23 protein-coding genes are annotated in these 23,037 nt (G+C 65.4%); 10 read left to right on the top strand and 13 right to left on the bottom strand.

Features of this window, described 5'->3' with window-relative positions:
• A partial coding sequence (locus VFH65_RS02445) for a TetR/AcrR family transcriptional regulator (RefSeq protein ID WP_353319540.1) occupies window positions 1–252 on the bottom strand: 252 nt, incomplete at its 3' end.
• A gap of 91 nt (window positions 253–343) precedes the next feature.
• Between VFH65_RS02445 and VFH65_RS02440 the strand changes: the two genes are divergently transcribed.
• From VFH65_RS02440 to VFH65_RS02430, 3 genes are all read left to right on the top strand, one after another.
• Window positions 344–1,927, top strand: a complete 1,584-nt coding sequence (locus VFH65_RS02440; RefSeq protein WP_353319539.1) for an MFS transporter — start codon at window positions 344–346, stop codon at window positions 1,925–1,927.
• A 67-nt stretch (window positions 1,928–1,994) separates the two neighbouring features.
• Window positions 1,995–3,524 carry an NCS1 family nucleobase:cation symporter-1 gene (locus VFH65_RS02435; RefSeq protein ID WP_353319538.1) on the top strand — a complete coding sequence of 510 codons (1,530 nt, stop codon included), beginning with the start codon at window positions 1,995–1,997 and terminating at the stop codon, window positions 3,522–3,524.
• A gap of 17 nt (window positions 3,525–3,541) precedes the next feature.
• Window positions 3,542–4,216 carry an aspartate/glutamate racemase family protein gene (locus VFH65_RS02430; RefSeq protein WP_353319537.1) on the top strand — a complete coding sequence of 225 codons (675 nt, stop codon included), beginning with the start codon at window positions 3,542–3,544 and terminating at the stop codon, window positions 4,214–4,216.
• On the opposite strand, the gene mftG is transcribed toward VFH65_RS02430, so the two are convergent.
• The 7 genes from mftG to mftA form a co-directional block, all read right to left on the bottom strand.
• Entirely contained in the window at window positions 4,203–5,639 is a 1,437-nt protein-coding gene (mftG, locus tag VFH65_RS02425) for a mycofactocin system GMC family oxidoreductase MftG (RefSeq protein ID WP_353319536.1), read from the bottom strand. The genes VFH65_RS02430 and mftG overlap by 14 nt on opposite strands.
• A 9-nt stretch (window positions 5,640–5,648) precedes the next feature.
• On the bottom strand, window positions 5,649–7,061 hold the full coding sequence (gene mftF, locus VFH65_RS02420) for a mycofactocin biosynthesis glycosyltransferase MftF (protein ID WP_353319535.1): 1,413 nt from the start codon (window positions 7,059–7,061) through the stop codon (window positions 5,649–5,651).
• Window positions 7,058–7,801 (bottom strand): mycofactocin biosynthesis peptidyl-dipeptidase MftE, encoded by a 744-nt coding sequence (gene mftE / locus VFH65_RS02415; protein ID WP_353319534.1) that lies wholly within the window; start codon window positions 7,799–7,801, stop codon window positions 7,058–7,060. The genes mftF and mftE overlap by 4 nt, the downstream gene beginning before the upstream one ends.
• A 135-nt stretch (window positions 7,802–7,936) precedes the next feature.
• Window positions 7,937–9,130 (bottom strand): pre-mycofactocin synthase MftD, encoded by a 1,194-nt coding sequence (mftD, locus tag VFH65_RS02410; protein ID WP_353319533.1) that lies wholly within the window; start codon window positions 9,128–9,130, stop codon window positions 7,937–7,939.
• Between the two features lie 2 nt (window positions 9,131–9,132).
• Window positions 9,133–10,347: a mycofactocin radical SAM maturase gene (mftC, locus tag VFH65_RS02405; protein ID WP_353319532.1), complete on the bottom strand. Its 1,215-nt coding sequence runs from the start codon at window positions 10,345–10,347 to the stop codon at window positions 9,133–9,135.
• Window positions 10,334–10,630 (bottom strand): mycofactocin biosynthesis chaperone MftB, encoded by a 297-nt coding sequence (gene mftB, locus VFH65_RS02400; RefSeq protein WP_353319531.1) that lies wholly within the window; start codon window positions 10,628–10,630, stop codon window positions 10,334–10,336. The genes mftC and mftB overlap by 14 nt, the downstream gene beginning before the upstream one ends.
• Window positions 10,631–10,633: 3 nt before the next feature.
• Entirely contained in the window at window positions 10,634–10,726 is a 93-nt protein-coding gene (gene mftA / locus VFH65_RS02395) for a mycofactocin precursor MftA (protein ID WP_192722083.1), read from the bottom strand.
• Between the two features lie 91 nt (window positions 10,727–10,817).
• On the opposite strand from mftA, the gene mftR reads away from it, so the two are divergent.
• The 3 genes from mftR to VFH65_RS02380 are packed head-to-tail and all read left to right on the top strand — an operon-like array spanning window position 10,818 to window position 13,294.
• On the top strand, window positions 10,818–11,438 hold the full coding sequence (gene mftR / locus VFH65_RS02390; protein WP_353319530.1) for a mycofactocin system transcriptional regulator: 621 nt from the start codon (window positions 10,818–10,820) through the stop codon (window positions 11,436–11,438).
• Window positions 11,439–11,480: 42 nt separating this feature from the next.
• Window positions 11,481–12,005 carry an RNA polymerase sigma factor gene (locus VFH65_RS02385; protein ID WP_353319529.1) on the top strand — a complete coding sequence of 175 codons (525 nt, stop codon included), beginning with the start codon at window positions 11,481–11,483 and terminating at the stop codon, window positions 12,003–12,005.
• Complete coding sequence (locus VFH65_RS02380; RefSeq protein WP_353319528.1) at window positions 12,002–13,294, top strand: VOC family protein; 1,293 nt, start codon at window positions 12,002–12,004, stop codon at window positions 13,292–13,294. The genes VFH65_RS02385 and VFH65_RS02380 overlap by 4 nt, the downstream gene beginning before the upstream one ends.
• A 52-nt stretch (window positions 13,295–13,346) precedes the next feature.
• On the opposite strand, the gene VFH65_RS02375 is transcribed toward VFH65_RS02380, so the two are convergent.
• Window positions 13,347–14,522, bottom strand: a complete 1,176-nt coding sequence (locus tag VFH65_RS02375) for an NAD(P)/FAD-dependent oxidoreductase (RefSeq protein ID WP_353319527.1) — start codon at window positions 14,520–14,522, stop codon at window positions 13,347–13,349.
• 57 nt (window positions 14,523–14,579) lie between these two features.
• Entirely contained in the window at window positions 14,580–15,026 is a 447-nt protein-coding gene (locus VFH65_RS02370; protein WP_353319526.1) for an Lrp/AsnC family transcriptional regulator, read from the bottom strand.
• A 113-nt stretch (window positions 15,027–15,139) separates the two neighbouring features.
• Between VFH65_RS02370 and ddaH the strand changes: the two genes are divergently transcribed.
• From ddaH to VFH65_RS02350, 4 genes are read left to right on the top strand one after another with little or no spacing between them, the layout of a single operon-like run.
• On the top strand, window positions 15,140–16,003 hold the full coding sequence (gene ddaH, locus VFH65_RS02365; RefSeq protein ID WP_414688339.1) for a dimethylargininase: 864 nt from the start codon (window positions 15,140–15,142) through the stop codon (window positions 16,001–16,003).
• Window positions 15,976–17,262: an ornithine--oxo-acid transaminase gene (rocD, locus tag VFH65_RS02360; protein ID WP_353319525.1), complete on the top strand. Its 1,287-nt coding sequence runs from the start codon at window positions 15,976–15,978 to the stop codon at window positions 17,260–17,262. The genes ddaH and rocD overlap by 28 nt, the downstream gene beginning before the upstream one ends.
• A gap of 14 nt (window positions 17,263–17,276) precedes the next feature.
• Window positions 17,277–18,779 (top strand): amino acid permease, encoded by a 1,503-nt coding sequence (locus VFH65_RS02355; protein WP_353319524.1) that lies wholly within the window; start codon window positions 17,277–17,279, stop codon window positions 18,777–18,779.
• On the top strand, window positions 18,776–19,657 hold the full coding sequence (locus VFH65_RS02350) for a universal stress protein (RefSeq protein WP_353319523.1): 882 nt from the start codon (window positions 18,776–18,778) through the stop codon (window positions 19,655–19,657). The genes VFH65_RS02355 and VFH65_RS02350 overlap by 4 nt, the downstream gene beginning before the upstream one ends.
• A gap of 11 nt (window positions 19,658–19,668) precedes the next feature.
• Here the strand turns inward: VFH65_RS02350 and VFH65_RS02345 are convergent, their stop codons facing one another.
• From VFH65_RS02345 to VFH65_RS02335, 3 genes are all read right to left on the bottom strand, one after another.
• Window positions 19,669–20,523 (bottom strand): mycofactocin-coupled SDR family oxidoreductase, encoded by an 855-nt coding sequence (locus VFH65_RS02345; protein WP_353319522.1) that lies wholly within the window; start codon window positions 20,521–20,523, stop codon window positions 19,669–19,671.
• Between the two features lie 64 nt (window positions 20,524–20,587).
• Window positions 20,588–21,832 (bottom strand): arginine deiminase, encoded by a 1,245-nt coding sequence (locus tag VFH65_RS02340; protein WP_353319521.1) that lies wholly within the window; start codon window positions 21,830–21,832, stop codon window positions 20,588–20,590.
• Between the two features lie 27 nt (window positions 21,833–21,859).
• A partial coding sequence (locus VFH65_RS02335) for an amino acid permease (protein WP_353319520.1) occupies window positions 21,860–23,037 on the bottom strand: 1,178 nt, incomplete at its 5' end.

Here is a 23,037-nt window from a genome sequence, read left to right as displayed (position 1 = left end):
CTGCGCCGGTGGCATCGGCGGCGGCGGAATGAGGCTCATGAACGCCGCAGCCACCAGGTCGTTCGCACTGGGGAAATGGCGATACAGCGTGGCCCTGGCCACGTTGGCGCTGCGGGTGACCGCATCGATCGTCACCGCGCTCGGACCACCCGAACGCAATAACGCCGTCGCCGCATCGAGCAGGCGGGCGCGCGAACGAGCAGGCCGCGGATCATTTGTGACCGAGCCCACGCCCGAACCGGCAACGGCCATCGTTTACCACACCTCCATGGCGGGAACAAGACTACTAGTCTCTGTACAAGACTGTTAGTCTCAAAAATACCCTGCCGAAAGCGAGCGCCGAATGGTCGACACCCTCGACCGGTCAGATCAGGATATAGACGCACGCATCGGCGGCTTGTCCACGCGTCGCCGTGTCTGGCTGCTGGCCATCGCCAGCATGGACGTGCTCATGGTCATCACCTCGATGGTCGCCCTGAACGCGGCGCTGCCCGATATCGCGTTGCAGACCAACGCGACTCAGGGACAACTCACCTGGATCGTCGACGGGTACACGCTGGTGCTGGCCTGCCTGCTGCTCCCGGCAGGCGCGATCGGCGATCGCTACGGCCGGCGCGGGGCACTGCTTGTCGGGCTGGCCATCTTCACCCTTGCTTCGCTCGCCCCGGTGTTCCTCGACAGCCCAACGCAGATCATCATCGCCCGCGCCGTTGCCGGTATCGGCGCCGCGTTCATCATGCCGGCGACACTGTCGCTGCTGACCGCTGCATTCCCAAAGTCCGAGCGCAACAAGGCCGTTGGGATCTGGGCGGGCGTGGCTGGCTCCGGCGCGGTGTTCGGATTCCTCGGCACCGGGATTCTGCTGCACGTCTGGTCGTGGCAGTCCATCTTCTGGGCATTCACGGCAGCCGGCCTTGGCATGTTCGTCCTGACGTGCACGATCGCGTCCTCCCGCGACGAATCCGCCGCACCGGTGGACTGGATCGGCGCGGTGCTCATCGGGGGCGCCGTGGCCGTCTTCGTGTTCGGTGTCATCGAGGCGCCCATCCGGGGTTGGTCGCACCCGATCGTCTGGGGCTGCATGTCGGCCGGTATCGCGTTGGCCGCCGCGTTCGCGGTCGTGCAGTTGCGACGCAGACATCCGCTGCTCGATGTCCGATTATTCAGCAGGCCGGATTTCGCGACCGGGTCGGTCGGCATCACGTTCCTGTTCTTCGCTAACTTCGGATTCTTTTTCATCGCAATGCAATACATGCAACTGGTGCTGGGCTACAGCCCGCTGCAAACGGCATTCGCGTTGACGCCGTTGGCGATACCCGTTCTGATACTGAGCGGGACAATGCATCTGTACCTCCCGAAGGTCGGGCTGCGCGTCGCGGTGACACTCGGCCTGCTGTTCATCGCCGCAGGGTTGCTGTGCATGCGCACCCTCGGCGCCGACACGCCCTACCTGCACATGGCATGGCCGTTCCTCATCACGGCCATCGGAATCGGCCTGTGCACAGCGCCGACGACCACAGCGATCATGCATGCGGTCCCCGACGAGAAGCAGGGCGTCGCGTCCGCGGTCAACGACACGACCCGCGAGGTCGGTGCCGCGCTCGGCATCGCGGTAGCGGGGTCCGTGCTCGCGGCGCACTATCACAACGCTCTGGCTCCCGCGCTCACCGCGTTCCCCGAGCAGGTGCGTGGACCTGCCCTCGATTCACTCGCCCATGCGCTTGCAGTGGCCGACCAGATGGGCCCGCAAGGCGAGCGGCTGACCCAACTGGCCAACGATGCGTTCCTGCAATCGATGGATTTGTCGTTGTCGGTACTGGCCGTTGCGGTGAGTGTGGCGGCGGGCTTCGTCGCGCTCTGGTCGCCTGGGCGCGACGGTCAGCAACTCAGCTTTGTCCGGCGGCTGGCTTCGCGCTCGACGGGGTGAGGCGCCCGCAGCATTGATGTTGCGCGGCTGCAACGGTTTAGAAACAGGGGCTCATTAGCGTCGGCGAATGACCGAAACCGCTGCAGGCGCGGATACCGGACACGGAGCCGTCGCCGCTGCCGCCGCTGCCAAGCCCTTCACCGCCGTCTACGATCCGCGGCTCGCCAACGACGACCTGATCCCGCTGGAGAAACAGACCTGGTCGTCGTACAACATCTTCGCGTTCTGGATGTCCGACGTGCACAGTGTCGGCGGCTATGTCACCGCGGGAAGCCTTTTCGCGCTGGGGTTGTCGAGCTGGCAGGTACTGCTTGCGCTTCTGATCGGCATCGTGATCGTCAACATCTTCTGCAATCTGGTGGCCAAACCCAGCCAGCACGCCGGCGTGCCGTATCCGGTGGCGTGCCGCAGCGCGTTCGGGGTCCTGGGCGCCAACGTGCCCGCGATCATCCGCGGCCTGATCGCCGTCGCCTGGTACGGAATTCAAACGTATCTGGCTTCGGCCGCCCTCGACGTGGTGGTGCTCAAGCTGTGGCCCTCGCTTGCGCCCTACGCCGACGTCGACCAGTACGGCTTTCTCGGTCTGCCGCTGCTCGGCTGGTGCACCTACGCACTGCTGTGGGTGCTGCAGGCGTGCGTGTTCTGGCGAGGCATGGAATCGATCCGCAGGTTCATCGACTTCTGCGGACCGGCCGTGTACGTCGTGATGTTCATTCTGTGTGGTTACCTGCTGTGGAAGTCCGGCTGGCACGTCAGCCTCAATCTCGGTGGCGAGAAATCCGGCAACACCGTTGCCGTCATGCTCGGCGCCATTGCCCTTGTGGTGTCGTACTTCTCGGGGCCAATGCTCAACTTCGGCGACTTCTCGCGTTACGGGAAGTCCTTCGCCGCGGTAAAGCGCGGCAACTTCCTCGGCCTGCCCGTCAACTTCCTGGTGTTCTCGCTGCTGGTCGTGATCACCGCCGCCGCCACCGTGCCGGTGTTCGGCGAGCTGATCACCGACCCCGTGCAGACCGTCGCCCGCATCGACAGCACCACTGCCATCGTTCTCGGTGCGCTGACGTTCACGATCGCCACCATCGGCATCAACATCGTCGCCAACTTCATCTCCCCGGCATTCGACTTCTCCAATGTCAGCCCACAGCGGATCAGCTGGCGCGCAGGCGGCATGATCGCCGCGGTGGGCTCGGTGCTGCTCACGCCGTGGAACCTGTACAACAACCCCGAGGTCATCCACTACACGCTGGAGACCCTCGGTGCGTTCATCGGCCCGCTGTTCGGCGTGCTGATCGCCGACTACTACGTCGCCAAGAAGCAGCGCATCGTCGTCGACGACCTGTTCACGATGTCCAAGGCCGGAACATATTGGTACACCGGCGGTTACAACATGAAGGCGGTCGTGGTGACCGCGATCAGCGCTGCCGCTGCGATGTTCCCGGTGTTGTTCGGAAACCTGCCCGGCATGACGACCGCCGCCCAGTACAGCTGGTTCATCGGCTGCGGGTTGGCGTTCGCGCTCTATTGGGCCTCGATGCGCAACAGCCCGGCCCCGCCGGCCACCGTCCCCGAGCAGGAGCCGGTCCAGGCCACACCCTGACGGCTAGCCTGAGTCGCGTGCGCCTGCTGCTGATCAATCCGAACTCCACGGCATCGATGACGGAGGCCATCGGTGTGAACGCGACCGCGGTGGCACGCCCCGGCACGGTCGTGGAGGCACTCAATCCGATAGACGGCCCACCGAGCATCGAGAGTGACGACGACGAACGTCGTTGTATACCAGGGTTGCTCGCTGAGTTGAAGACGGCGTTGGCGCGTCCGTCGAGCACCCGCCCGGATGCCTACGTGATCGCGTGCTTTGGTGATCCCGGTCTTGACGAGGTCCGGCAGCTTGTTGACGCCCCGGTGCTGGGCATCGCGCAGGCCGCCATGCACGCCGCCGGGCTGGCAGCGGGTACCTACTCGGTGGTTACGTCGATGTCTGCCACCGTGCCGCGCGCCTGGCAGCTCGCCAAGGCCTACACGCCGGGTGGATGCCTCGGTGTGCATGCCTGTGACATCCCGGTGCTGCGGATCGACTCCGACCCCGCCACCATCGAACCGATCGGCGCGTTGTGTGCTCAGGCCCTCGAACGGGACGGGAGCCGGTCAATTGTGTTGGGCTGCGCGGCAATGGCACGGTTCGCCGAGCCGTTGGCGCGCCGACTGGCCGTGCCCGTGATCGATGGTGTGGTCGCAGCGACGTTGCTGGCGCAGGCCGTGAGCGAGTTGCCCGGCGTCACGCTGCAATGAACTCCGCGGCCCGGTGGCCGACCATCACGATGGTGGCATGCGGGCCCCGACTTGTGATCGCAGGTAGCACCGACCCGTCAACAACCCATAGCCCGTCGATACCACGCACGCGGCATTGCGGATCCACCACTGCAGCAGCGTCACCCTCGAGGCCCATGGGTGCCGTTCCGGACAAGTGCTGCGAAGTCGACCATGAAACGACGCCGACTTTCGCTGTCGGTCTGGTTAATTCGATGGCAAGTTCGGCGCCTGCGCGCAGCGTCGCCACATCGTCGGGTTCGCTGTCGTAGCGATGCTCGATGACGGGCAAAGCGTCGGGGTCGGCGGATGCCAGCCTGATTCTGCCGCGCGACTTCGGCTGCATCAACGCGACTCCGACGTGCGGCTGGTCGGCGGGATCATTTCGGTGCTCGCGGATCATCGCACCGAACCCCGCTGTATAGGGCCGTATTTCGACGCCGATAGCGGTAGTCAGCACCGCTTCAAGCGGTGGCATACCGTGGCTTGCCGACCAGTCCACCGGCAACACCCATTCCGGATGATCCTCGCTTGCGACGCCGACAGGCAGGTCGGCGTGAACCGTTATCCCGGCGGGCCGCAACGTCTCTTCCGGGCCTATACCGGACAGCATCAACAGGTGCGCCGATCCGATTGCTCCGGAACACAACACGATTCGGTCAGCTGTCAAATGGGTGTCGCCATCAGGGCCGACGCAATCCACGCCGACGGCCTTGCCCTTGGAAATCCGGACGCGGAGCGCGCGGGTGTTGGTGAGCAGCGTCAGATTGGTGCGGTCCATCGCAGGTTGCAGATACGCACCGCCAGGGCCCACCCGGGTTCCGCCGTTGATGTTTAGCGGGACGGCTCCGACACCGACCGGCAGTGGCGCCTCGGGCGTCGCGCCGTTGAGATCGTTGATCCACTGGTAACCCGCCTCAGCAGCGGAATCCACGAACGCTGCTGTACAGCCATCGAATTCGGCGACGCGGCTGACCAGTATCGGCCCGTCGGATCCGTGCAGTGGGGTGTTCTCGAAATCCAGGTCAGTTTCGATTGCCAGGAAGTGCGGCAGCACGTCGGCCCACCGCCAGCCCGGCAACCCCCAGCCCTCGAAATCCGACGGCAGCCCGCGGCAGAAGTAGCCCCCGTTCACGGCGCCCGACCCGCCGACAACGGCACCGCGCATGATCTGCGCGCGCCGCGCCGGATCATCGGTCAGGGTTGTCGGGTACCGCCGCACCACCGAGCTGGCGGTTCCGATCGGCAATCGCAGGCCGTCGCTGATCTGGCTGGCCACACGGGGATCAGACGGCGCCGGACCCGCCTCGACGACAGTGACAAGGCATGCGGGGTCTGCGGAAAGCCTTTCAGCCAGAACAGATCCTGCGCTGCCGGCGCCGACGATCAGCACATCGCTGTGCAAGGTGTCACTTCAGGTCCGGATCTGAGGCTTGAGAGCGCCGACATGCCGCTCGCGCACCACACCGGTCCACAGGCCGGCACCGTACGCGATGTCATCGAGTCTCTTCAGCAGGATGTAGGTGAGCAGCCCGACCCGTCGGGCGTCGTCGTCCGCGTTGCCGTTGCGAGTGACCCAGTCCGCCACGCCGTCGATGACGGCGGCCACCAGCACCGCCTGGCGGCACCGCCGGGACAGCAGCGCCGCGATGAAGGCGATCGGCCAGTAGTGCCGGCAGATCGCCGAAGCCAACTGGAGGGCGGCCGACCACAGGCCGTGGGCGGCCACCACGGCCACTTCCTTGGGTTCGGTCTCCACGGTGGACAGCGAGTTGGCGATGCGACGACCGGTGATCGCGGCGACGACCATGGATGCCAGGTAACCGATGCCCGATCCCATTGCCAGCAGCATCCACACCACCAGCGTCCATCCGGAGATCACCAGCGGAGCCGTCTTGCCGGGATGTCGAATCGATAACGGGGCCGCCGATTCTCCGTAAAAAGACTTGCGCGCGAACCACTCTCGCAGTTGCGTGCGGTGATCGTGGGCGACCAACGCTATCGGTTCATAGCGAAGCCTGGCCCCTGCCTCGATGAACCGCCAGCACAGGTCGACGTCTTCGCCGGACTTGAGCGTCTCGTCGAACCCGCCGACTTCCTTCAATACCGACCGGCGACAGATGATCGCGGCGCTGGGGACATACGACACGGTGCCGTAGGGAACCACGGGCGCCTCGCGTAGACCAAGGTCGAGCGACGACCGCACCGCCTCGTACCGCGCCACCACGTTGTCGGCCTGACGCAGACCCACGATTCGCGGTGCGACCAGCGCCACCGCCGGATCGCAGAAGTGGCCGAGCAGCGCCTCCAGCCACCCTCGCCGCGGCACCACGTCGGAGTCCAGGAATGCCACGAAGTCGGTGTTGCACGCCGAAAGGCCGGTGTTGCGAGCCGCCGCGGGACCCTTGCTGCGTTGATGGCGCAGCACCTGGATGTCGCAGTGGGTATCGGCGAAGTCGGTTGGCTGTACCGCGGTGGCTGAACCGTCGTCGACCACGATCACCCGCAGCCCGCGCAGCGTAGGAACCAGCCGCCGGAGCCCAGAAGCATTGTCCCGCACAGGGATAACGATAGTCAGATCGCGGTGTGACGGCCCGCTGGCCGGCCGCGGATGCGCAACGGTTGCATCGAGCAGCGTCCGTGCGAGCTGCGCGCTGACGGCGTCGTGCACCTCCAGCCGGCCTCCGGTGAGCATGGTCTGCGCCGCGGGCGCAAGGCGCAGCAGCCGGGTGGGCGAGCCGCCGAGCAACGCCGACCCCTCACCGAGCACTTTCACCCGGCGGTCCACTTGGACGGCGAACCCATCGGGCAGCCGCGGTCCCGTCATGTCAGCATCCCGTCGCGGTCGGGTACCCACCTGGCGATCCGCTGCAAACATCCGTCGACCATCTCCCCCAGAATGCGCTCGCCCTCGTCGGCGGTCGCCGTGGTCGGATCACCGAGCACGCCCAGTTCGCTGACTGCCGCGACACCGCCGCGTCGCATTTGGGGCATCAGATCGGCCAGCGGCGCGCTGTTACCGGGCACCCGCTCGTCGGTCCAAACGTCCTTCGGCGAAATATGTAGCAATACAGACGTTTCGGTGTGCCCGGCGTGTGCGTCGGCGTTCTTGGCTGTGCACGAACACCAACTCACGTCGCGACCCTCGTACCTAAGCAAAGCCGTCGCGGCGGCCAACGCCTCCACATTTCCCCCGTGCCCGTTGACGAAGACGAGGCGCGATGCCCATCGCGACGCTGACCGGCCGAACTCCACCAGCAAAAGGCGAAGCGCCGAGGTCCCGATCGAGACGGTCCCCGCGAAGCCCTCGTGCTCGCCGCTGGCGCCGTATCCGATCGCCGGCGCCACGACCCAACGGTGCTCATCTCGATCGGCCAGCCGCGCAGCAATCGAGCTGCTGACGGCGGTGGCAATACGGGTGTCGGTGTCCAGCGGCAGGTGAGGTCCATGCTGTTCGATGGAGCCTACCGGGACGATCAACGCGGATGACGTGCTCTGCAGCTGTCTCGACGTTGAGTTCCCGAGCTCGCTGGGGAAAGCCACCCCGCGATGGTAGGCCGAATTCACCTGGCGTGCGCCAATTGTTGGCGCATGCGCAGCAATTGATTTCCGGGAAGTTTCCACGCGCGGCAGTCGAGTAGCCACGCCAGCCCCCTCCGCCACGCCTGTACCACCGCGATCCTTGCGGCGACCAGGACTATGTCAGGCGTCGGGGCTGCTGGGCACACCGAGCGCGCGGGTGAAGCCGGGCGGGACGAGGACGTCGCTGGCAACGAGGTCGCGGACCGATGCGCGGCCAAGGCCCATCAGTGCCGAGTCGATTCCCCCACGCAACACATCGAGCACGTTCTCGACGCCGGCCTGGCCGTTGGCGGCCAGACCCCACAGATAGGCCCTGCCGATCATCACCGCCCGCGCGCCGAGGGCGACCGCCTTCACCACGTCGCTACCGCGCCGGATGCCTCCGTCCAGCAACACCTCGATCTCGTCGCCGACGGCTTCGGCGATCACGGGCAGCGCCCGAATCGACGCCGGTGTGCTGTCCAGGTTGTTGCCGCCGTGATTGGACACCGAGATGGCCGAAACACCCGCGTCCACTGCGCGTTTGGCGTCGTCGACTCGCATCACGCCCTTGAGCATGAACGGACCGCCCCACAGTTCGCGCAACCAGGTGATGTCCTCCCAGGTCGGCGGCGGCGTGCCCATCCATTCGCCGTAGGCGGCGAAGAACGGCGGGCCGAGTTCGCCGCGCGGTCCCTGGTTCGGCACCCGCAGCGACGGTGGATGCATCGTCTTGGCCCATTGCCACAACCAGCGCGGCCGCGTCAGGCCTTCGGGCATCATCCGCACCGCGGTCCGCAGGTTCATCTCCTCCGGGATCTTCGGGCTGCCCCAGTCCCGGCCGTGAGAGAAGCTCCAGTCGGTGGTGACGATCAGGCCCGCGGCGCCGGCTTCGCGGGCACGCTCCACCCGAGCCGCGATCGCGTCCCTGCCGCCGAGCCAGTACACCTGGAAGAAGAGCTTGGGATTGGCCGCGATGACTTCTTCGATCGGCTTGCTGGCGAACGACGACAGCCCCATCGCGGTGCCGCGCGCGGCGGCCGCGCGCGCGACGGCGACCTCACCATCGGGATGCACCGCCTGCACACCCGTCGGCGATATCAGCACCGGAAGCGAAACATCTTGTCCCATCACGGTTGTCGACAGATCGCGCTTCTCCAACGCACCGATGACATGTGGCGCGAATCCGAGCTCGGCGAACGCGTCGACGTTGTCGGCGACGGTCACGCCCCTCTCGCTGGCGCCAAGCAGCGCGGCATATGCCGACTTGGGCAGGCGCTTCTTGGCCGCCTGCTGGCAGAACTCAACCGTTTCGAACCATTGGTCGCGTGCCATGACTACACCGGGCTTTCGTTACACAGTCGGGCCGGCGGGGTGGTCAGAAGCTTCAGCGGAATCGGGCCCTGCTTGGTTCCGCGGGAGTGATCACCGCTCGGCTTGGGCTTGACGCGGTCGCGGGCCAGGGCGGGAGCGCCGTAGCCCTCCACGCACTCGGGGTCCGGGCCGTCCAGCGGCAGGCCGGTGAAGAACTTCGCGGCCATGCAGCCTCCGCGGCAGCTGTCGTAGTGCCCGCAACTGCCGCACGCACCGGCGGATTGCGGCTCGCGCAGCTCACGGAACAGCGGCGCGTTCTTCCACACATTGTCAAAACCGGTGCCAAAACCACTATCGCGCAAAATGTTTCCCGCGAGGAACCTGTCGTGGATGGCGAACGGACACGCGTACACGTCACCGATCGGGTCGATGAGACAGACCACACGTCCGGCGCCGCACAGGTTCAGCCCCGCGAGCGCGCCGGGCTCGCCAAGCCCCGAAAGGTGGAAGAAGGAGTCGCCGGTGAGAACTCGATCGCCCTTGGCCACCAACCAGTCGTAGAGCTGCACTTGCTGCTCGGAGGTCGGGTGGAGTTCGTCCCACACGTCGGCGCCACGGCCTGACGGCCGCAAGCGGGTGATTCGCAGCGTGGCACCGTAACGCGCTGCGAGAGCGGCGAATTCGTCGAGTTGGTCAACGTTGTGCCGGGTGACCACCACCGAGATCTTGGCGTCTTTGAACCCCGCAGCGGCGAGGTTCTCCAATGCCCGGATCGCCATGGCGAACGAGCCTGCGCCGCGGACGGCATCGTTGACATCAGCGGTCGCGCCGTCGAGGGAGATCTGCACGTCGACGTAGTCGCTGGCGGCCAGCCGTTCGGCCACCTCGGGGGTGATCCGCACCCCGTTGGTGGAGAACTTCACACCGACCTGGTGGGCGGTGGCGTAGTCGACGAGTTCCCAAAAGTCCGGCCGGACAGTCGGTTCGCCGCCGCCGATGTTGACGTAGAACACCTGCATGCGCTGGAGCTCGTCGATGATGTCCTTGCACTGCTGCGTTGTCAGCTCACGCGGGTCACGCTTGCCCGACGACGAAAGACAGTGCAAGCACGCGAGATTGCAGGCATACGTGAGTTCCCACGTGAGGCAGATCGGAGCGTCGAGACCGTGCTCGAATTGCTCGATCAGGCGTGGCACGGGTTGTACGGCCGGCGCGAGCGCCGAATCAGTCGGAGCCATCGTCTCCTCCTATCACGAGCATCTTGGACTGGGCCAGCACGCCAAGCGCGTGCAGATAAGGCGCTTGCTGTGCATCATCGACGCCGGCGGCGCGGCACGCGGATCGAACGTCGGGGTGGTCGTTCAACGAGTTGACCACCTCGACGATCGTCCGGTTCTTCAGGAACGACAACTTGCGCGTGCCGAAGTGGTAGAGCAGCGCACCGAACGGCTCTGGCCGCACGGCCACCTGATGGTGCAGCCGCCAGCGCAGGTCCGGGTCGAACGCCACAGTCGTCGGCATGGGTCAGTAGACCCCGCACATCCCGTCGATCGACACCTCTTCGACCAAGGTCTCGGTGACGAGTTCTTCGGCTTCGACCTGCTGATTCGGCTCCATTAACGTCCACCTTTCGCTACACAGGACCTCGACAATGTGATCGAGATCGCAATAATATGGCATCGAGTGCCGAAATGAAAGGGGGGATGCGGTGGGACCGGAATCCGGGCATCGCGTCGGCCGCAGGCGCTCGACGACTTGGGACCACATCAGCAACGTGGCGATCGACCTGTTCGCGGCGCGGGGCTTCGACGAGGTCAGCGTCGACGATGTCGCCGAGGCGGCCGGGATCGCCCGCCGCACGCTGTTTCGCTACTACCCCTCCAAAAACGCGCTGCCCTGGGGCGATTTCGACGCGCACCTGGACCACATGCGCGATCTACTGGTCGACCTCGACCCCGACGTGCCGATCGACGAGGCGTTGCGCACGGCGCTGTTGGCGTTCAACAGCTTCGACGATCAGGAGACGGCCCGGCACCGCCAACGCATGCGCGTCATCCTGGAAACTGCTGCGCTGCAGGCATATTCGATGACCATGTATGCCGGCTGGCGTGCTGTCGTCGCGGCGTTCGTGGCGCGGCGCCTCGACGCCAAGGCCGAGGACCTGGTACCCCAGACTGTCGCCTGGATGATGCTCGGTGTGGCGTTGTCGGCCTACGAGTACTGGCTGGCCGACGAATCGGTGTCTCTGGCCACGGCACTGGGGGGTGCGTTCGACACGGTCAGCGATGGATTGAAGGCGCTGGACCGAGGCCGGAGAAATTATTTGTGATTTGGGCGTCGGAGTTCGGGCCGCGACGGCGACGATAAGGGTGTGAGCGCCGAACCGAATGGCACCGACGCTCCGCGGGCACTGCTGGCGGTCTACGACGAGGCACTGCCGGTTGTGTACGGGTACTTCGTCCGGCGCTGCGGTGACCGCGGAACGGCCGAGGATTTGACGTCGGAGACCTTCCTGGCGGCGATGGACGCCGCCCGCAAGGACGCGCCCCCGCCCATGACAGTGCCGTGGCTGGTGGGGGTGGCACGTCACAAGCTTGCCGACCACTACCGCCGCCGCCACGACAGGATGAGTATCCCGGTGGCCGAGCTACCCGAGCCCGTCGACCCGGTAGACGACTGGAACGTCGAGCTCGACCGCATCGTCGCCGAAAGCGTGCTCGCCAAGCTGTCCGAGCAGCATCGCACGGTGTTGGCCTTGCGCTACATGGACGACTGCTCGGTGCCCGAGTGTGCCGAGCTGATCGGCCGCACCGTTCATGCCACCGAGGCCCTGCTGGTTCGGGCCCGTCGAGCATTCAAACGGCACTACCCGCAACCGGAAGGAGGGATGTCATGAACAACAGCCACGATCCGTTGAGCGTGCTGCATGGCGACGAGCTTCCGGTGGCGCCCGATCCGGCGTTTGCGGCACGGCTGCGCGCGCGTCTGGAGACCGCGGTGAATTTCTTTGAGGCCCAGCCCAATCAAACACAAGGAGTCGAAATGAGTGGCACAGATACCGCCATCGCAGAAATCAACGAACCCACCGTCGCGTCCACTCCCCCGCGGTCGGCGGCGCTGCCGTATCTTTCGGTCGCCAACGCACGGGATGCCATCGCGTGGTACGTCGACACCTTCGGTGCGACCGTGGTCGGCGAGCCGATCGTGATGGACGACGGTCGCATCGGCCACGCCGAGATCGCGATCGCGGGCGGCGTGCTCTACCTGGCCGACGAGTATCCGGAGATCGGGTTGAAAGGCCCTGACCCGCAAGTGAGTTCGGTAAGTCTCATGCTGCACGTGCCTGACACCGACGCGACGCTGGAACGAGCCCGGGCGCGAGGTGCGCAGGTCCAGCGCGAGCCGTACGAGAATTACGGAGCACGCAACGCCACCGTCGTCGATCCGTTCGGGCATCGCTGGATGCTCAGCGGGCCGGTGACCGGCGCGGCGACACCCATTCAGCACGGGGATGTCGGCTATGTGTCTGTGTGGACTCCTGACGCCGAGCGCGCCGCCGCCTTCTACGGTCGCGTGCTCGGCTGGACCTACGACCCGGCGACCCACCAGGTCACCAACACCAAGCAGCACATCGGGATCTTCAGCGTCACCCTTCCGCAGGGAATGCTCTGCTGCTACGCGGTCGCCGATCTCGCAGGCGCCCGGCGGTCGATCCTCGACGGCGGTGGACAGGTCGGCGAGACGCAGGAATTCGACTTCGGTACGGTGCTGGATGCCACCGACTCACAGGGCGCGGCGTTCGCCGTATTCGAGCCGGCACCGGGGACTCCTCGGCCAGAGCTCAACGGCGCTGGGCCGGGCGAACTTTCGTACATCACCTACGAGGTCGGAGACTCGGCGGCCTTCAAGGCCTTCTACAGTCGCCTGCTGTTCTGGACCTTCGAGCCGGGCCGTATCGAGGACGGCTGGCAGGTGGCGGGAACGCACCCGATGGCCGGCATCGCCGGAGGAAGCGCGCAGCGGGTGACCGTACCGATGTGGACGGTCGACGACGTCGACGCGGCCGTCGCGCGGGTGCGGGAGGCGGGCGGCACCGTCATCGAGGAGCCATCGCAGCAGGCCTACGGGCGGATGGCGCACTGCACTGACGACCAGGGCACCCGCTTCTACCTCGGCGAGTTCTAGCGGTTTCGGCGTGCTGAGTTGCGCTCAACGTTACCGAACACGCCGAAATCGCTCAGGTGAGGACGTCCGAAATCGGTGCGCCAGCGGCAATCTTGGCGCGGGACTTCATCACCTTGCCGGGCATCCCGCCGCCGACTACTCCGGCGACCACGCCGTCGCGCTCGTAGAACGCGAGGAACTTGCGGCCGTCGTCCTCGACGACGTGCACGATGTCGTCGGCCTCCGGTTCGCCAAGGCACTGGATCTTCACGTCGTACTGGTCGCTCCAGAAGTACGGCACAGAGACTGCCGCCGGCGCATCCTGGCCGAGCATCGCAGGAACCAGCGCGCGCGCCTGGTCGGCGACATTGCTCCAATGCTCAACGCGCACTTGATGTCCCACCGTATTGCGCCACGACGCGACATCGCCGATCGCCCATACATGTGGTGCGCTCGCACGGCCGACCGCATCGCACACGACCCCGTTGTCGATCTCGATGCCCGTGCCCTCGAGCCAACCGGTGGCGGGATGCGAGCCGATGCCGACGACGACCAGGTCCGCGTCGAGCTCGGTGCCGTCGGACAGCACCACCTTCTCGACCTTCTCGGCGCCGCGGACCTGATCCACGCCTACTCCGCAGCGCACGTTCACGCCTTCGGCGCGGTGCAGACGGGCGACCAACGAGCCGATCTGCTCGCCGAGCACCGAGGCCAGCGGTGACGGCTGCGGTTCGACCAGGACGACGTCGACCCCCAGCCCGCGAAGGCTGGCCGCTACCTCACAACCGATGAAGCCGGCACCGATCACCACGGCGTGCCGTGCCGCAGCGGCGTGCTGACGCAGCGCCAGGCTTTCGTCGAACGAGCGAAGAACGTGGATGCCGTCAAGGTTCGGGAACGACGGAATGCGTTTGGGCACCAGGCCCGTCGCGATCACCAGCTCGTCATAGCTCAGCACGGTGTCGTCGGACAGTGTGACCGTCTGCTCGGCGGTGTCCAAGGACCGCGCTGCCTTGCCGAGCAGCACGGTGATGTCGTTCTCGTCGTAGAACTCGGCCGGCTTGAGCGTGACGTCGTCGGTCTCGCTGCGCAGTACTTCCTTGGACAACGGCGGACGGTCGTACGGCAGATGGTCCTCGTCGCTGACGATGGTGATCGGGCCGGCGTACTCCGACCGGCGCAGCTGCTCAGCGGTGCGCGCCGCGGCAAGCCCGCCGCCCACGATGACGATGCCCCCAGTTCTGCTCACGTGGGAGTTCTACACGATGCCTTCCGGCAGATGTGCGCCACCCTGCGGTTGACCGGGTCAGCCCCGCATCCGGTCGATGACGTTGGTCAGCACCACGATGCTCTCGCTACGTTCGACGTCGGCCGCGGAGCGGATGCGTTCCAACGCCTCCTCGAGGTGCCGCATGTCGCGAGCAAGCACGTGCAGGATGGCATCCGCGGTCCCGGTTACGGTGGCGGCGCTCACCACCTCAGGGATGTCGATCCATGCCGCTCGCAACTCGTCAGGGGCGACGGTGCCGTGGCGAAACACCTGCACGTAAGCCTCGGTGTTCCAGCCGAGCGCGTTGCGGTCGATGACGGTGGTGAAGCCGCGGATGACGCCGTTGTCGAGCATGCGGTCCACCCGCCGCTTCACGGCAGGCGCGGAGAGATTCACCTTCTGTCCGATCTCGGCGAAAGTGGCCCTGGCGTGCTGGGCCAGTTCCGCCAGAATCTGTTCGTCGGTCTCGTCGAGACGGTCCATGATCACTCCTACGCAATAGATCGCCACTATTTTACGCTTGGCACAAGAAATCGCGGGTATACACGCAAGAAGCGGCGATTGATTGCAGGATCGCTAGCAAATATCGTTGATTCATGACGATTTCAGATGTCGCCGCCGACGCGGCTCCGGTATCCGATGTCGCCGCAATGAAGCGTCGCATCCCTCGTGTCCGCCACTACGCCATGACGGCCCCCACCTTCTTCGCCGTCGAGTACGCCATCAACCCGTGGATGGACACGTCGACTTCCGTCGACACTCACGTCGCGCTCAATCAGTGGGAGACCCTGCGCCAGACCTATAAGGAGCTTGGCCACACAGTCGAACTGGTCGAGCCCGTCGCGGGCTTGCCGGACATGGTGTACGCGGCCAATGGCGGCCTACTGGTGAACGGCAAGGCCGTCGTCGCCCAGTTCGCCTATCCGCAGCGCGCGGGCGAATCCGCCGCCTACGCCGAGTGGATGACCCGCCACGGGTACAAGCCCGCCGAAACGCGCCACCTTAACGAGGGCCAGGGCGATCTGTTGGTCGTCGGCTCAATTGTGCTGGGGGGCTATGGTTTCCGCACTGACCGAAAGGCACACGACGAGATCGCGGCGCACGTCGGCATGCCGGTCGTCAGCCTCGAGCTTGTCGATCCGCGGTTCTATCACCTAGACACCGCGCTCGCGGTTCTCGACGACACGACGATCGCCTACTACCCGCCGGCGTTCAGCGACCAGGCGCGGGCAACGCTGCTCGAGCTGTTCCCCGACGCCATCGAGGTCGGCAGCGCCGACGCCTATGTACTCGGCCTCAACGCCGTGTCCGACGGCCTCAACGTCGTGCTCCCGGCCGCGGCCACCGGCTTCGCCGCCCAGCTTCGCCAGGCAGGTTTCAAGCCCATCGGTGTCGACTTGTCCGAACTGCTCAAGGGCGGCGGATCCGTCAAATGCTGCACGTTGGAGGTACATCCGTGACCATTCTGGAAACCGTGAACATGACAGCGGCGGCTATCGCTGTCGACGGCCGGTACGTCGCGCACAACTACTCTCCGCTCCCGGTGGTCGCCGTCAGCGCCGAAGGCGCCTGGATCACCGACGTGGAGGGCCGCCGCTTCCTGGATTGCCTTGCGGCCTATTCGGCGGTCAACTTCGGGCACCGCAACGCGGAGATCGCCGCGACCGCCCACGCCCAGCTGGACACCATGACGTTGGTCAGCCGCGCGTTTCACTCCGACCGGCTCGGACCGTTCTGCGAGGCCCTGGCCGAGCTGTGCGGCAAGGATATGGTGCTGCCGATGAACAGCGGCGCCGAAGCCGTCGAGAGCGGCATCAAGGTGGCCCGCAAGTGGGGTACTGACGTCAAGGGCGTGCCTGCTGGGCGCGGAAATATTGTCGTGGCGCACAACAACTTCCACGGTCGCACCACCACGATCATCAGCTTCTCTGACGACGAGACAGCCCGCCGGGGGTTCGGCCCGTACACGCCGGGGTTCCGCTCGGTGCCGTTCGGCCCCGACGATCCTCACGCCGAGGCGATGGCCGCCGCGATCGACGACGACACCGTCGCCGTACTGATCGAGCCCATCCAGGGAGAAGCCGGCATCATCGTGCCGCCCGACGGCTATCTGTCGCGGGTCCGAGCGCTGTGCACCCAGCGCAATGTGTTGATGATCGCCGACGAGATCCAGTCCGGCCTGGCAAGGACCGGGCGCACCTTCGCCTGCGAGCACTGGGGCGTGGTTCCCGACATCTATCTCCTCGGCAAAGCCCTTGGCGGCGGCGTGGTTCCACTGTCGGCGGTAGTCGCCAACCGCGACGTTCTCGGCGTCCTGCACCCCGGCGAGCACGGCTCGACATTCGGCGGCAACCCGCTGGCCGCCGCGATCGGCACCACCGTGGTGGCAATGCTGCGTCGTGGCGAGTTCCAGTCCCGCTCAACCGAACTCGGCGAGCACCTGCACGCGCGCCTGCGCGCCCTCGTCGGACGCGGCGTCGTTGCGGTGCGCGGCATGGGACTGTGGGCCGGCGTTGACATCGACCCTGCGCTCGGGACCGGCAAGCAGATCAGCATGAAACTGGCCGAACGCGGTGTCCTGGTTAAGGACACGCAGGGCTCGACACTGCGCTTTGCTCCTCCGCTCGTCATCACCGCCGAGGAGATCGACTGGGCGATTGGTCAGTTAGCCGACGTTTTGGCCGACACAGGTTCACACTTGTCCGGTACCGAGTTATAGCCCCAGGAGGCACCATGACCGCCCCGTCGATAAGGCTTTCCGAGCAAATGTTGCGGCGCCGGCCCGTCATTGGGGCTCCGGTGGCGCATGGTGCCGCCGACCACCTCAAGCGAAGCATCGGTACTTTCCAGCTGACGATGTTCGGCGTCGGCGCCACCGTCGGCACCGGCATCTTCATCGTGCTCCAGCAAGCGGTACCGACGGCCGGCCCCGCGGTGCTGATCTCGTTCGTGATCGCGGGCATCGCCGCCGGGCTCTCCGCTATCTGTTACGCGGAAATGGCTTCCGCCGTTCCTGTTTCCGGATCGACGTATTCGTACGCCTACACCACGATGGGCGAGGTGGTGGCGATGGGCGTCGCCGCCTGCCTGCTCCTCGAGTACGGCGTATCCATGTCGGCAACGGCCATCGGCTGGAGCGGCTATCTGAACAAACTGCTGGACAATCTGTTTGGATTCACGCTGCCGCATTCCCTGACCGCGGCGCCATGGGGTGAGACGCCGGGCATCGTCAACCTGCCCGCCATGCTTCTCATCGCCATGTGTGCGGCGTTGCTGATCCGCGGCGCCAGCGAATCCGCGACGGTCAACACGGTCATGGTGATCATCAAGCTGGGTGTGCTCGCGATGTTCGTCGCCATCGCGTTCACCGCGTACACCACAGACCACTTCGCCGGTTTCTGGGACAAGGGCTTTGCCGGAATCACTGCGGGGGCGGCGACCATCTTCTTCACCTTCATCGGACTCGACGCCGTCTCCACCGCCGGTGACGAAGTCAAGAACCCGCAGAAAACCATGCCGCGCGCGATCCTGGCCGCACTGGTTGTCGTCACCAGCATCTACATCCTCGTGGCGTTCGCCGGCTTGGGCACTCAGTCCGCCGATGAATTCGGATCCGAAGAACAGGCCGAGGCAGGTCTATCCGTCATCCTGGAGAACATTCTCAGCGGTTCCACGTGGGCTAGCACGGTTCTCGCTGCCGGTGCGGTGATCTCCATCTTCTCGGTCACGCTGGTCGTGATGTACGGCCAGACCCGCATCCTGTTCGCGATGGGTCGCGACGGGCTGCTTCCATCGATGTTCGCCAAGGTCAACCCGCGCAGCATGACACCGGTGAACAACACGATCATCGTTGCCGCCGTCACGGGGATCCTGGCCGGCTTCGTTCCCCTCGACTACCTATGGGACCTGGTGTCGATCGGCACACTCGTCGCGTTCATCACGGTGTCGGTCGGCGTGATCATCCTGCGGGTCCGTGAACCCGATCTGCCTCGCGGCTTCAGGGTTCCGGGTTATCCGGTGACTCCAATTCTGTCCATCATCGCCTGTGTATGGATCCTGTACGGCCTGCCCCCGAACACCTGGCTGTGGTTTGGGATTTGGGTCGTCGCGGTCCTGAGCTTCTACTTCCTCTGGAGCCGGCGCCACAGCGCACTGAACGACGGTGGCGACGGTCTCATCCCCACCGCCGCACCGGAGGAGGATGAAGTCCTGATCCCGCCAAAGGAATCGCTGTGACGGTCGTCGTCGGATACCTTGCCGGCAAGGGCGGGCGATCGGCGCTGCACCTGGCCGTCGAAGCGGCGACGACGCTGAAGACGTCGCTGACGGTCACCACGGTGGTGCCGCGGCCATGGATGACTCCCTCGATTGCGCGCATCGACGCCGAATACGCTCAATACGCCGAGCAATTGGCGGCCGACTCCGCCAAGGAAGCACAGCAGAGCATCGGCGCGCTGTCGGACGGGCTGAAGGTCAGCTACCACAAAGTCGCGCACCGCTCGGCCTCGGGCGGCCTGTTGGAAGCAGCCAAAGAGCTGGACGCCGAAGTGCTGGTTCTCGGTTCGGCGGCCGACGGCAGGTTCGGACAGGTGGTGATCGGGTCGACGGCGGACCGGCTTCTGCACTCGTCGCCGGTGCCGATGGCCATCAGCCCGCGCGGTTATCGCGGCTCCAAGGCCGGTGGGCTTTCGCGGATCACGTGCGCCTATCCAGGCACGCCGGAGTCACGTCTTGTGGTGGAACGCGTTGCGGCGCTTGCCGAACGGCTGGATGTCCCGATGCGTGTCGTCACGTTCGCCGTTCGCGGCCGCACGATGTATCCACCAGAGGTGGGCCTGCACGCAGAAGATTCGATCCTTGAGGCATGGGCGTCGCATGCCCGAGAGCTGTTGTCGCAGTTGAAGTCTGACGGCGTCGTCGGCGAAGATGTGGTGTTGCAGGTTGTCACCGGCAACGGCTGGGATCAGGCTCTCGACGCCGCCGATTGGCAGGACGGGGAGCTGCTCGCCATCGGAACGTCACCGTCGGGCGGGATCGCCAGGGTGTTCCTCGGCTCCCGCGGTACGAAGATCCTGCGCCACAGCCCGGTGCCGGTCGTGGTGTTACCCGGCTAATCCGCCCGCTGTCAGTACTTCATGGTTCCGCGGTCGACGGCGATCTGACTGCCCGATATCGCGGCCGACCCGTCACCGGCCAGCCAGGCCACCACGTCGGAGACCTCTTCGGGCGTCATGAATTCCTGAAGGCCCTTCTTGCCCTTGTGGTTGACGGGATGTAGCGGCATCGGCGCGAAGGCGTGCAGATAGCTCGGATACTTGGAGAAGATGGCCCCCATCGCTTCCTTCTCCACCATCGGCGTATCAATCGAGTACGGATGGATGGAGTTGACTCGGATGCCGAACTCACCGGCCTCCAGAGCCAGCGAATTGGTCAGAGCCACAAGGCCTTGCTTGGACGCCGCATAGTGCGCGTTGCCCGGGGTGGCCTTCAGCCCCGCCGACGAGCTGACGATGATGATCGACCCGCCGTTGCCGGCCTCGATCATCGCCGGTACGGCCGCACGGACCGTGCGCCACGTGCCGTTGAGGTTGACATCGATGACGGTGTCCCACTGCTCTTCGGACATCTCCCAGACCCGGCCCCAGCTGAGCACCCCGGCGTTGGCCACCAGGATGTCGAGGCGGCCGAACTGCTCGACTCCGTCGGCCACCACCTGCTGCAGCGCGATCAGATCGCGGATGTCGACCTCGCGGGCAAGCACTTTGCGGCCGGTGGCCTCCACCCCCTGCACCGTCTCGGCCAGCTCTGCGGATGTGCCGAGCGGGTAGGTGATGGTCTCCGAGATCGGGCCGCAGATGTCGACGGCGATGATGTCGGCGCCTTCGCTGGCCAACCGGATCGCGTGTGCCCGGCCCTGACCGCGCGCGGCCCCGGTAACGAATGCCACTCGGCCTTCCAGGGGTCCTCCAGTTGCCCTCACCGCAGCTCCTTTCGTGAGGCTGCGGACCAGGCTAACAGGCGAACTGGAACGTGTTCTTGCGGCGTCAGTCGAGCGGGTCACGCGTGATCGGGCAGGTCATGCAGTGTCCGCCGCCGCGGCCCCTGCCGAGTTCGGCGCCGACGATCGTGATGACCTCGACCCCGGCACGCCGCAATAACGTGTTGGTGTGGGTGTTGCGGTCGTATGCGAACACCACGCCGGGCTCGACGGCGACGAGGTTGTTGCCGCTGTCCCACTGCTGGCGTTCCGAGTCGTATTTCGTGCCACCGGTTTCCACGACCCGCAGCTCCTTCAGCTCGAGAGCGTCGGCGACCACCTCGACGAAGGGCTTGGTGGCCTCCTCCACTTCGACACCCGGATCGGCGTCGCTGGGATGCAGGACGAACGTCTGCACCGAATCGACGATGTCCGGATACAGCGTGACGACGTCACGATCGGCGAAGGTGAACACGGTGTCCAGGTGCATTGCCGCGCGCAGCTTGGGCATTCCGGCGACGATCACCTTGTCGGCCGCGTTCTCGGCGAACAGCTTGGCGGCCACCTGGGTGATGGCTTGGCGTGACGTCCGTTCGCTCATCCCGATGATGACGACGCCGTTCCCTGGCACCAACACGTCGCCGCCCTCGATCGTCGACATCCCCCATGACTGTTCGGGGTCGCCCCACCACACGGTCGATCCGACGAAATCGGGATGGAACCCATAGATTGCCTTCATCAGAAGCGTCTCGTCGTGGCGCGCCGGCCAGAAGAGCGGGTTGAGCGTCACCCCTTGGTAGATCCAGCACGTGGTGTCGCGGGTGTACAGCGTGTTGGGCAAGGGTGGCATCAGATATTCGGTGACGCCGGTGGCTTCGCGCGCCAGTGCGCGGTACCCCGATTGGATTTCCGCGGGCAGGTCTCGGGTCGACATGCCGCCGATCAGCAACTCCGTGAGTCGCCGCGTCGTCAGCGAGTCCAGGAACGCGCGAGTGTCGTCGACAAGCCCCAAGCCGACTTCGTTCGGAACGATTTTGCGGTCCAGCAACCAGGATTTCGCTTCTGGATTGTCCATCGTCTGGGCCAGGACTTCGTGCAGCTCCACCACCTCGACGTCGCGGTCGCGCATCTTGTCGATGAAGTCGAAGTGGTCGCGACGCGCGTTCTGGACCCACAGGACGTCGTCGAAAAGCAGTTCGTCACAGTTGGTCGGGGTGAGCCGCTCGTGCGCCAGGCCCGGCGAGCACACCAACACCTTCCGCAGCTTGCCGACCTCGGAGTAGACGCCGTAGCCGGCAGACGGATTCGCCACTTGTCGTTCCTCTCACCCAGAAGGCCGTTAGATTTCGATCGCCCCAGTTGCCAAGGACACCACACCCGCGACCGCGCCGAGGACGATCACGCCGAACAGCACCGCCTCGGCGGGCAGGAACACACGCAGTCTGCGTTCCCGCCTCGCCTTGACGTAGAGCGCGGCCGCGGGCGCATACAAAATGCAGGACAGCAGGAGCTTGTCGACACCCGCGGCGTATATCAAGAACAAGGTGTACACGGTCGCCACCCCGGCGATGACCATGTCTGGAACAAGCGATTTGCCGTTGCCATACGTCTCACGAGTCGCGGTCAACTTCAACGCATAGGCCGCTGCGAGGAGATAAGGAATCAGGGACAGCGCCGCGGTCAGGTCCAACATGAAATCGAGTGCGTCGGCGGCGAACAGCAAAGCGACGAGTAGCACCGAGATCAGCCCGGCCGCCATGATCAGCGCGGTGATGGGTGCGCCGTGGCTGTTGGTGCGGGCCATGAATCGCGGCATGTCGTCGGATTTGGCGGGAATGTAGAGGACCTCGGCGGCCATCAAGGTCCAGGCCAGATAGGCACCCAACACCGACACGATGACACCGACACGGATGAAGATCGATCCCCACTGTCCGACAATGGATTCCAGCACCGCCGCCATGGAAGGCTGGCTGACGCCGGCCAATTCGTCCTGAGGCATGACTCCGTACGACATCAGCGTGACCAGAGCAAAAACACTGAGCACACTGACGAATCCGATGACCGTCGCGCGTCCTACGTCCTCCCGCTTGCGTGCCATCCGCGAGTAGACACTGGCGCCCTCGATGCCCAGGAAGACGAACACGGTGATCAGCATCGTGCCGGTGGCCTGGTCCCAGATCGAAGCGAACGAGTAACCCTCGGCACCCCAGAAGTTCTCGGCAAAGACGTCGGCCTTGAACGCGATTATCGCGATCACGATAAACATCAGGATCGGCACGATCTTGGCAATGGTGACAATGTAATTGATGACAGCTGCATCCTTGACACCACGCATGACGAGCAAGGCGAACAGCCACACACCGATCGCAGACACCACCACTGCCAGCACCGTGTCACCGTCGCCGAAGCCCGGCACCACCGCACTGAGCGTCGCCGTGATGAGCACCCAGTACGAGGTGTTGCCCGCACAGGCAGATGCCCAGTACCCAATGGCCGAGTTGAACCCGACGTAGTCAC

It is taken from the genome of Mycobacterium sp. (assembly GCF_035697385.1).
GTDB lineage: Bacteria > Actinomycetota > Actinomycetes > Mycobacteriales > Mycobacteriaceae > Mycobacterium.
This window is presented reverse-complemented; position numbering and strand designations above follow the sequence as displayed.